The 11,321-nt window shown below is 46.6% G+C and carries 6 protein-coding genes; 5 read left to right on the forward strand and 1 reads right to left on the reverse strand.

Annotation, left to right across the window (positions count from 1 at the left end):
- Window positions 1-48 precede the first annotated feature (48 nt).
- On the reverse strand, window positions 49-903 hold the full coding sequence (gene elyC / locus BCT81_RS23925) for an envelope biogenesis factor ElyC (protein WP_102426087.1): 855 nt from the start codon (window positions 901-903) through the stop codon (window positions 49-51).
- 115 nt (window positions 904-1,018) lie between these two features.
- On the opposite strand from elyC, the gene cmoM reads away from it, so the two are divergent.
- The 5 genes from cmoM to BCT81_RS23950 form a co-directional block, all read left to right on the forward strand.
- Window positions 1,019-1,804, forward strand: a complete 786-nt coding sequence (gene cmoM / locus BCT81_RS23930) for a tRNA uridine 5-oxyacetic acid(34) methyltransferase CmoM (RefSeq protein WP_102426088.1) — start codon at window positions 1,019-1,021, stop codon at window positions 1,802-1,804.
- 125 nt (window positions 1,805-1,929) lie between these two features.
- A complete protein-coding gene (gene mukF / locus BCT81_RS23935) occupies window positions 1,930-3,267 on the forward strand; it encodes a chromosome partition protein MukF (RefSeq protein WP_004741105.1) in 1,338 nt (445 codons plus the stop codon).
- A complete protein-coding gene (gene mukE / locus BCT81_RS23940) occupies window positions 3,248-4,042 on the forward strand; it encodes a chromosome partition protein MukE (RefSeq protein WP_102426089.1) in 795 nt (264 codons plus the stop codon). Before mukF ends, mukE begins: the two co-directional genes overlap by 20 nt.
- The gene (gene mukB, locus BCT81_RS23945) at window positions 4,039-8,499 is read left to right on the forward strand and encodes a chromosome partition protein MukB (protein ID WP_102426090.1); all 4,461 of its coding nucleotides are present in this window, start codon (window positions 4,039-4,041) and stop codon (window positions 8,497-8,499) included. The genes mukE and mukB overlap by 4 nt, the downstream gene beginning before the upstream one ends.
- Window positions 8,500-8,751: 252 nt before the next feature.
- A partial coding sequence (locus BCT81_RS23950; protein WP_133152708.1) for an FAD-dependent oxidoreductase occupies window positions 8,752-11,321 on the forward strand: 2,570 nt, incomplete at its 3' end.

Consider the following 11,321-nt stretch of genomic DNA (forward strand, 5'->3'; position numbering starts at 1 on the left):
TCATCGATGTCTCGGCTTTTTTATTATTTAGTATTTTATGTCGTTTGCCTATTGAGGCTGTGCTGCCGAAACGGCGTTGTCGTCTTCAGCTAAACTAGAAGCTTCAGGTATTACGATTGGCTCTTCAGCAACATCGCTACTGGTGTCTAACCAGTCACGTAGGCTTTGCCAAATTAATCCCAGCGTCTCATGCCAGTAACGTTCTGTCTGTTCCAGGTAAAGAGCTTTGGGCGTGTACTTTTCCCATGGCTCTACTATTCCTTCTTGAGCAAGGTAGTTGGTTGGCGCTGGCAATGGTTTCATGCCTGCTGCATTAAATTCGTTCAAAGCACGTGTCATGTGGCTTGCTGAAGTTACCAACACCATTCTTTTATTCTTAACGAACGCAGCGGCTTGGCGGGCTTCTTCCCAAGTGTCTTTGGCTGTTTCCAGCAGAATGATATCAGGCTTTGCAACACCGAGTGCCAGGGCTACCTTAGCCATCATTCTTGCGTTGCTGACCTCTGTGCCAGCGCCGTAGCCAGACAAAATAAGTTTGGCACCAGGGTAAAGACGTAGAATACGAATCCCTTCACTCAAACGCATCAAACCTGTGCGGCTAAGTTCTGATGTTGGTGGGATCTGGTCATCAACGACGTGGCCGCTACCAAGAACCATCACGTAATCGACGGTCTCGTCGACAGGTAAAAATGCAGTGTGCTGCCTTTCCATTGGCATTAATAGTTGACTAGAAACTGGCTGGAAAGCGATTAGGAAAATACCACAGAGGGCTGAGAGGGTAATTAAGCAACCAGTCTTTCTTTTAGTAGTAAACATCACTAGGGCTAAGCCCAGAAATGCGAGAATTAACATTGCTGGTAGTGGCATCAGTAATGAAGACACTACTTTTTTCAGCTCAAACATATCCGAATAGTCCGAAAAAACATCACTTAGTAGTAAAAAGAGACATCGCCTCTTTATTCCTGAAATTCCTGTGACAGAATAGCAGGCACGATAGGACATAATAACTCAAGTAGCCGTGACTGAAGACCGTAATTTCGACGATATTGCCCACAAATTTGCAAAAAATATTTACGGCTCTGACAAAGGAGAGATCCGTCAGATCATCGTATGGGAAGATTTAGAACAAGCTTTGAGCAAGTTTGAAGATTCTGCTTCTCCACTGCATGTGCTTGATGCCGGAGGCGGGTTGGCACAGATGTCGCAAAAAATTGCGGCGCTTGGTCATAAGGTTTCTCTATGTGATCTCTCTTCTGAGATGCTAAAGCTGGCTCAAGAAGGGATCACCGAAGCGGGGCTGTTAGAGCAATATCAGTTTATCCATTCTCCGGTACAAAAAGTGGCAGAGCACCTCGACGATAAAGTCGATTTTGTGATGTTTCATGCCGTTATGGAGTGGCTGGCGGACCCTAAAGAAGCACTCGATTTGCTACTTGAACAAGTTAAACCAGGTGGTGTTGCCTCGATAATGTTTTACAACCACCACGGATTAGTCCTGAAAAATGTGATTTGTGGCAACATTCCTCATGTATTGAATGGGATGCCACATCGAAAACGGTTTAAGCTGCAACCACAAAAAGGCTTGAAGCCTGAAGAGGTTTACCAATGGATAGAAGACGCTGGTCTAGAAATCTGTGGTAAATCTGGCATTCGCTCCTTTAGCGACTACATAGGAAATATGGAGTACATGGGCGATTACCAATTTGAAGATGTATTGGAACTAGAAAAGCAGCTATGTCGCCAAGAGCCATATCTGTCACTAGGCCGTTATATTCACGTTTGGGCTCAAAAACCTGCGCAATAACAGTGATGAATGTGGTAAAAGAAGCCACAACATGCGCTATGCAATCGTAACAAGCCCGCGTTATAAAGAAATAGGCGTCATATCAAACGTAGTCGATATGACGAAGAACAGTAACAGGAACCACAATGAGTGAAATGACTCAAACTGCCGAAGAGCAGCCAATTGATGAGTTGGTGGGCTGGGTCAAGCAGCATGATTTTTCATTAAACTTGCCGCCAGAGCGCTTAGCATTTTTGATTGCTATCGCAGTATTAAGCAATGAAAGGTTCGATGAAGAGTTGGGCGAGGGTGAACTGCATGATGCATTTACGATCGTCACTCGACTGTTTGAAGATACTGGTGAAGCGTCAGCGTTTCGCGCTAATAACGCAATCAATGAGTTGGTTAAACAGAAGCTGATTAGCCGCTTTACCAGCGAAATTACCGATGGCGCAAGCATCTACCGCTTGTCACCGTTGGCTATTGGTATCTCAGATTATTATTTACGTCACCGTCAGTTCTCTAAATTAAAACTGTCTATCCAACTTTCCATGGTTGCCGACGAGATGGCAAAGGCCATTGAAGCTGCACAGAAAGGCGGAACGCCAGGACATTGGAGAAAAAATGTTTACGGCGTGCTCAAGTATTCTGTTGGTGAAATTTTCGATCAAATTGATCTTAACCAACGTGTTATGGATGAGCAGCAGCAGACCGTAAAACAGCAGATTGCCGACCTTCTTAATAAAGATTGGCGTGAGGCGATCAACAACTGTGAAGTCTTGCTATCAGAAACCTCAGCCACGCTAAAAGAGCTGCAAGACACCTTGCAAGCGGCAGGTGACGAACTACAAACGCAGATCCTCGATATCCAAGAAATAGTCTACGGTGACGACGAACTTGAGTTTGTTGGTGAAATCCTGTTTGGTCTGCAAATGAAGCTCGACCGAATCACAAGTTGGGGCCAACAAGCAATTGATCTGTGGATAGGCTATGACCGTCACGTTCACAAGTTTATCCGTACCGCGATTGATATGGATAAGAACCGAGCCTTCAGCCAACGCCTACGTCAATCTGTGACTGAATATTTTGATGCGCCTTGGCTACTGACGTATGCCGACGCTGAAAAGCTAACCGACCTTCGTGATGAAGCACTAGTGCTCCGTGATGACGAAGTAACAGGACAAGCACCACTCGACGTAGAGTACGAAGAATTTGAGCAAGTGAACGATCTGTTGTCTGAAAAAATCGCAGATATGTTGAAAGCTCACAAACAGCAAGGTGCGCCAATCGATCTTGGCCTTGTGTTACGCGATTACCTCGCTGAACACCCTCGCACACACCATTTTGATTTAGCCAGAATTGTTGTCGACCAAGCGGTGCGCTTAGGTTACTCAGAGTCTGACTATCAGGCTATTCAGCCAGATTGGCAGGCAATCAACGATTTCGGTGCAAAGGTACAAGCCAATGTCATTAACAAGTACTGATGATTACATGCCAGAGAAACTGGTAAAAGCGATAGCGAACCCACTGTTCCCTGCGCTAGACAGCATGCTGCGTTCAGGCAAGCATATTTCAACAGAAGACCTAGATAACCACGCGTTACTGTCTGATTTTGAAGTTGAGCTTCAGCATTTCTACCAACGCTATAACACAGAACTTGTGAAAGCACCGGAAGGTTTCTTTTATCTGCGTCCACGTTCTACGTCTCTGATCGGCCGTAGTGTGTTGTCTGAGTTAGACATGCTTGTTGGTAAGGTATTGTGTTTCTTATACCTGAGCCCAGAACGTTTAGCTCACGAAGGTATCTTCACTAACCAAGAGTTGTTTGAAGAGCTAATGGCGTTAGCCGATGAGAAAAAACTCATGAAGCTAGCAACAAACCGTGCGTCTGGTTCTGATTTAGACAAAGAAAAACTGTTTGAAAAAGTACGTACTTCTCTACGTCGCCTACGTCGTATCGGCATGTTGATTGCGATCGGCGAAACCGGCAAATTCCGTATCAGCGAAGCGGTATTCCGTTTTGGTGCGGACGTACGTGTTGGCGATGACATGAAAGAAGCTCAACTGCGTCTTATCCGTGATGGTGAAGCTGTGGTGCATACTCAAGAACCTAACCAAGGTAGCTTGTTGAATGAAGAGAAAGCTGAAACTGCATCAGATGTAGATGAAAACGGTCAACAAGATATTTTTAACGATCAAGCTGACTTTGACCTTGAGTCAAACGACGGCGAACAAACAAAAGTAGAAGGTGAAGCATGATTGAAAGAGGTAAGTATCAATCATTAACCATGGTCAACTGGAACGGCTTCTTCGCACGTACTTTTGATATCGATGGATTGGTTACAACGCTTTCTGGCGGTAACGGTGCAGGTAAGTCGACCACAATGGCGGCATTCATTACAGCACTTATCCCAGACCAAAGCCTTCTGCACTTCCGTAACACCACGGAAGCGGGTAGCTCACAGTCATCTCGTGATAAAGGCCTTTACGGTAAGCTTCAGCCAGGCGCATGTTATGCAGCGCTGGATGTGGTGAACTCTCGTAACCAACGCCTACTGTTTGCCGTAAAACTGCAGCAAGTTGCTGGTCGTGACAAGAAAGTAGACATCAAGCCGTTCGTTATCCAAGGCCTTCCAAGCCATGTGAAGCCAACGGACGTATTGATTCAAAACGTTTCAGACAGCCACGCTCGTGTATGTCAGTTGAACGATGTGAAAGCCGCAGTTGCACAATACGAAGGCGCACATTTTAAAGCGTTCTCTTCGATTGTGGATTACCACTCACAAATGTTCGAATACGGTGTGGTACCGAAGAAACTGCGTAATAGCAGCGACCGCTCAAAGTTCTATCGTCTGATTGAGGCATCACTTTACGGTGGTATCTCAAGTGCGATAACACGTTCTCTGCGTGATTACCTTCTGCCGCAAAATGGTGGTGTGAAGAAAGCATTCCAAGATATGGAATCGGCACTGCGTGAGAACCGCATGACGCTAGAAGCGATCAAGACAACTCAGTCTGATCGTGATTTGTTCAAGCATTTGATCACTGAATCGACTAACTACGTGGCAGCAGACTACATGCGCCATGCAAACGATCGTCGCAATAAGTTAGATCAAACCATGAAGTTCCGTGGTGAACTGTTTGGTTCGCGTGAAACTTTACTTGAGCAAAACAACCTGTTGAATCGAGTTCAAGAAGAACTTGAGTTGCTGGTGGATCAAGAATCGTCTCTAGAACAAGACTACCAAGCGGCTTCGGATCATCTTCAATTGGTTCAAACTGCACTTCGTCAGCAAGAGAAAATTGCTCGCTACAGCGAAGATCTAGAAGAGCTTAATGAGCGTCTAGAAGAGCAGATGATGGTGGTTGAAGAAGCTCAAGAGCGAGTACTTCTTGCAGAAGAGCAGGCAACCATTACTGAAGAAGAAGTGGATAGCTTGAAAACTCAGCTTGCTGATTACCAACAAGCATTGGATGTTCAGCAGACTCGCGCACTTCAATACCAGCAAGCGGTTCAAGCGTTAGAGAAAACCAAGCAGTTGCTAGGTGATGAATCTATTACGGCAGAAAGCGCGTTGACCTTGGTTTCTGAGTTAAAAGCACAAGAAGAGTCAAGCACACAAAAGTTACTGTCTACTAAGCACAAGCTAGACATGTCTTCAGCAGCTTCTGCACAGTTCGATAAAGCGCTGTCTTTGGTTAAGAGCATTGTTGCTGACGTTGAGCGTAAAGAAGCGTCTCATAGCGCTAAGCAAGCTCTAGAAAAAGGCCGCAACGCCAAACATGTTGTTGAAAACGAACAGCAATGGCGTGCTCAACACCGTGACATGGCTCGTGACGTAGCGCAGCAACGTCAAGCGAAAGAGCTAGCAACTGAATACCAAAAGCAACACAACATTTCACTGACTGACGAAGCGGTTTTCGAAGAAGAACGCGAACGTCATGCCATGCAGATCGAAACGCTTGAGTATGCTCAAGAAGAGCTGCGTGAAGCGAAGAGTGAGCAACGTCGTGTTCAGCAAAATCACGACCAAGAGATTCAAAAGCTTGAATCCATTGCTCCTGCGTGGATCACAGCAAACGATGCGCTTGAATCGTTAAGAGATCAAACCGAAGCTGAGCTAGAAGATAGCCAAGCGGTGATGACGCAAATGCAACAAGTGCTTGAAGATGAAAAGTCTCAAGCGGTGGCTAAAGATCAACTGGCAACTCGTCGAGCTGAACTTGAGCAAGAAATTGAGCGTCTAGCATCACCAGGTGGTTCTAACGATCCTCGCTTGAAAGGCTTAGCGGACACCCTTGGTGGCGTGTTGCTTTCAGAGATCTACGACGACATCACAATTGGCGATGCACCATACTTCAGTGCGATGTATGGTCCGGCTCGTCACGCGATTGTGGTTTCGGATCTTGATGGCATCAAAGAGAAGCTGATTGATCTTGATGATTGTCCTGAAGACCTTTACATCCTTGAAGGAGATGTAGATGCGTTTGATGACAGCTCATTCAATGCCGATGAGTTAGAAGGCGCGGTGTGTGTTCAATTGAACGATCGCCAAATGCGTTACTCTCGTTTTCCTGAGATCCCACTGTTTGGTCGTGCAGCTCGTGAGCAGCGATTAGAGAAACTGCGTGAAGAGCGCGATGTGGTTGTTGAGAATCACGCGAAAGCTGCGTTTGACTCTCAAAAACTGAACCGTCTATACCAAGCATTCAACAGCTTTGTAGCGAAACATCTGCACGTTGCGTTTAACGCAGATCCAGAGCAAGCCCTGACAGTCGTTCGTGAGAAACGTAACCAAGTAGTACGCTCATTAGCTGAACTAGATTCGAAAGAGCAACAGCAACGTAGCCAGCTTCAACAAAGTAAACAGGCGATTGCTGCGCTTGATAAGTTAGCGCCTATGGTTCGTATTCTAGAAGACGAAACATTAGCTGAGCGTTTGGCTGAACTAGAAGTACAATTAGAACGCCTGAGCGAAGCTAAGTCTTACCTGAACACTCATGGCAAAGCACTTGCGTCACTAGAGCAAATCGTTTCCGCACTAGACGCTGACCCAGAGCAATTTGAAGCTTTGGAAGATGAGTACCGTCAGGCGGACAACGCGTTACAAACGCTTAAAGGTAAAGTATTCGCACTGTCTGATCTGATTGAACGTCGTCACTACTTTGCTTACGCAGACTCAGTTGACCTGCTTAATAAGAGCAGTGAATTGAGTGAGCAACTGAAAGCGAAACTGGTTCAAGCAGAACAAGCTCGTGCGAAAGGCCGTGATGGTCTGAAGCAAGCTCGCGAACAGATGAACCAATACAACCAAGTATTGGCAGCGCTGAAGAGCTCGCATCAAGCGAAGCAAGAGACGGTTCAAGAGTTCAAACAAGAGCTTCAAGAGTTCGGTGTTAACGCTGATGAAGGTGCTGAAGAGCGCGCTGTACGTCGTCGTGACGAGCTTCAAGAGCGTCTGCATACGTCTCGTAGCCGTAAGAGCGAATATGAGCGTACGATTACCTCAACTGAACTTGAGATGAAAGCACTGGCTAAGCGTCTTAAGAAAGTACAGAAAGAGTACACAGAGCTTCGTACCTTCGTTGTTGCAGCAAAAGCCGGTTGGTGTTCAGTACTGCGTTTGGCACGTGAGAATGACGTTGAACGTCGTCTACACAAGCGTGAACTGGCTTACCTAACAGCTGGTGAACTTCGCTCAATGTCGGATAAATCACTGGGTGCACTGCGTCTGGCTGTGGCTGACAATGAAGACCTACGCGATTCGCTGCGCCTATCGGAAGATAACGCGCATCCAGAGCGTAAGGTTCTGTTCTACATTGCGGTTTACCAACATCTTCGCGAGCGTATTCGCCAAGACATCATCCATACGGATGATCCGGTTGAAGCAATCGAAGAGATGGAAGTTGAACTAGCTCGATTAACTGAAGAACTGACGCAGCGTGAAAACCGCCTAGCGATCAGCTCTGAGTCAGTAGCAAGTATTATTAAGAAGACGATTCAGCGCGAGCAGAACCGTATTCGTATGCTAAACCAAGGTCTGTCAAACATTTACTTTGGTCAGGTTAAGGGCGTACGTCTGAACGTTAAGATCCGTGAAAGCCACGAAATCTTGCTATCAGGCCTAGCGACTCAACAAGAGCAGCATAAAGACTTGTTCGAAACGACCCGTTTCACCTTCTCAGAAGCGATGGCGAAGTTGTTCCAACGTGTGAACCCACACATCGATATGGGCCAACGTTCTCCGCAAGTTCTGGGTGAAGAGCTACTGGATTACCGTAACTACCTAGAACTAAGTGTGGAAGTTAACCGTGGTTCTGATGGTTGGCTACAAGCGGAATCGGGCGCGCTGTCTACCGGTGAGGCGATTGGTACTGGTCAATCTATCCTACTGATGGTGGTTCAGAGCTGGGAAGAAGAATCTCGTCGACTTCGTAGCAAAGACATTGTTCCATGTCGCTTGTTGTTCCTTGATGAAGCAGCACGTCTGGATGCGAAGTCTATCTCTACACTGTTTGAACTGTGTGACCGTCTAGGTATGCAGCTTCTGATTGCAGCGCCAGAGAACATCAGCCCAGAGAAGGGTACAACCTACAAACTGGTTCGTAAGGTCTTCAAAGATCACGAACACGTACACGTTGTTGGTCTGCGCGGATTTGCTCAGAATAAGCCAGCCTCTCCAGTTCAAGAGCTTATCGAAGAAACTGAACAATAAGCAGAAGCTGACTTACTTCTACTAATTTTAAGCCCCTCATCGTAGGGGCTTTTTTATGCCTCGAATCTAGCCTTTTTGAATAACTGATAAGACCACTCATACCTTGTGGTTAATCTCAATAGAACTTGTTTGAAGTCACACGCACAAAACCACAATTAATGTATGGTAATGAGTGGCGGCACTCTTGTAATGCCGTGCCGATAATTATTTTTTGAGCGTAACTCGTACGCAAACTTGAAGGTAGGACTCAATATGATTCAGATCGTTATTGATGGGAAATTTCGAATCGTCGAACAAGGGCAGACCGTGCTTGAGGCGGCAAAAACATGTGGTCTAGAGATCCCATCTCTATGCGGTTTGAATAAGACAGGGGACAAAGTCCCGTGCGATCTGTGTGTGGTTGAAGTGGATGGTGTGGGAATGACTCGTTCCTGCGAGCTTGAAGTATCCAATGGCTTGAACATCACAACTCAATCTAAACAGCTAACCTCTCACAGACAGGACGCGTTGAATCGAATCATGGCAGACCACTATGCTGACTGTGAAGCGCCATGCCAAACCGCTTGTCCGGCGGGAGTCGATATTCAATCCTATCTTCACCACATCGCTCAAAATGATCATACCAAAGCGATCGAAGTGATTAAGAAAACACTGCCGATGCCACTATCGATTGGTCGTGTGTGTCCGGCCTTCTGTGAAACCGAGTGTCGAAGAAACTTAGTCGATGATTCGATTGCAATTCGCCAACTCAAGCGACACGCAGCCGATGCCGATTTGGCTGCTCAAGAGAGCTACATGCCTGCGAAGAAGGCGAGCAAAGGCAAAAGTATAGCGATAGTCGGTAGTGGACCCGGTGGCTTAACAGCGGGCTATTACCTATCCAATGAGGGCTATGACGTCAGTGTTTATGAATCGATGCCTAAAGCTGGTGGCTGGTTACGTTATGGTATTCCTGAATATCGCTTACCCAAGTCGATTCTAGATAAAGAAATCGAACTGATGTGTCGGAACGGAATGGTTGTAGAGTGTGACAAGAAGCTCGGTGTCGATTTTACCTTGTCAGATCTTAGTCGTGATTTCGATGCGGTCTGCTTAGCTGTAGGTGCATCACAAGCCGTCGAAATGAATTATCCTGGTAGCGACCTTGGCGGTTGTTATTTAGGTGTTGATTACCTAAAAGACTATGTGACTGACAAACACTTCACTACCGGCAAAAAAGTCGCTGTGATTGGCGGTGGTAACACGGCGATTGACTGTGCTCGAACGGCAGTGCGTGATGGTGCTGATACCACACTCATCTATCGTCGCACGCGAGATGAAATGCCAGCTGAAGACTATGAAATCGAAGAAGCTGAACATGAAGGTGTGAAGTTCCACTTCTTGACCAACCCGGCAGAGAATATTGCTGATGACAATGGCCATGTATCAGAAATTCGATTAGAACGCATGGCGCTTGGCCCTGCTGACGCTTCTGGTCGTCGTAGCCCTAAACCAACGGGTGAGTTCTTTGTTGAAGCGTTCGATACGGTTATCGCTGCGGTGTCGCAAAAGCCTGACCTAAGCTTCATGGATAACGAAGAGATTGATATCCCACTGACACGTTGGAACACCTCAGATGCAGACCCGCAAACCATGCACACAGGAACGGGCAATATATTTAGTATCGGTGACTTCCGACGTGGACCAGCGACTGCGGTAGAAGCAGTAGGAGACGGGCGTATTGCTGCGCAAGCGATCGACCGATTCTTCAATGGTGATATGGAAAAAATTCCGGTTAAACCATTTAACTCAAGAAAGCATGAGCAGCTCAAAGCGGTCGATCCTGAACAATATAAGTCGATACAGCGTATGGCGCGTAAAATCATGCCAGAGCTGACGCCAGAGCAGCGTGAGCAAAGCTTTGAAGAAGTAGAAACGGGCTTTGACAATGCCGATGCCATTGCAGAAGCGGCAAGATGTCTAGAGTGTGGTTGCCAAGCCAACACTAACTGCGACCTACGAGACTTTTCAACCGAATACAAAGCAACGCAGACGCACCCAGAATACAAAATCGATATTGCTTCAAATGAAAGCTGGCAAGCGATTCGCGCAGAAGAAGCGAAAGTGGGTTCGACAAGACAGAAGTTTGCTGTCGACAATAGCTCTGAATTCATTATTTTTGATGCCAACCGCTGCATCAGTTGTGGGCAGTGTATTCAAGCATGTCGCGAGCAGAATGTTCATGGCGTCCTAAGTTTTATGAATCAGGCTGATGGCAAGCCAGCTTCAAGACCTGAGTGTCGCCCTAATTTCGGGGCGAACCAGACCTTAATGGGTGACTCGAACTGTGTTCAATGCGGTTCTTGTATTCAAGCCTGTCCAACAGGTGCCATGGTGGATGCTCGTGATAGAAAGCAAGGTGACACCGACGTTCTTAAGAAGGTCGATACCATCTGCACCTACTGTGGTGTGGGCTGTAAGCTAACCATGCATATCGATGAAGCGAAGAATAAGATTCGCTACATAGAAGGTGGTGACTCTCCGGTTAACGAAGGCATGCTGTGTGTTAAGGGGCGCTTTGGTTTTGACTTCGTGAGCAGTGATGCTCGCCTCACAACACCATTGATTCGTAAAGATGGTTGGTTGCAACCTGCGAGTTGGGAAGAAGCTATCATGCTCATTGCCGATAAGTTCACGGCGATTAAACAAGGCTTTGGCAGTAATGCACTAGCGGGCTTCTCCTCGGCTAAAACCACCAATGAAGATAACTATGCGTTCCAAAAATTCGTTCGTCGTGAACTAGGTACCAACAACGTTGACCATTGTGCTCGCCTTTGCCACGC

Source organism: Vibrio sp. 10N.261.52.A1, assembly GCF_002876325.1.
Lineage (GTDB): Bacteria > Pseudomonadota > Gammaproteobacteria > Enterobacterales > Vibrionaceae > Vibrio > Vibrio chagasii.

Bases quoted from the DNA above. Each gene is read 5' to 3' on its own strand.
- elyC (WP_102426087.1), bottom strand. From the start codon at position 903: ATGTTTGAGCTGAAAAAAGTAGTGTCTTCATTACTGATGCCACTACCA.
- mukF (WP_004741105.1), top strand. From the start codon at position 1,930: ATGAGTGAAATGACTCAAACTGCCGAAGAGCAGCCAATTGATGAGTTG.
- mukE (WP_102426089.1), top strand. From the start codon at position 3,248: ATGTCATTAACAAGTACTGATGATTACATGCCAGAGAAACTGGTAAAA.
- mukB (WP_102426090.1), top strand. From the start codon at position 4,039: ATGATTGAAAGAGGTAAGTATCAATCATTAACCATGGTCAACTGGAAC.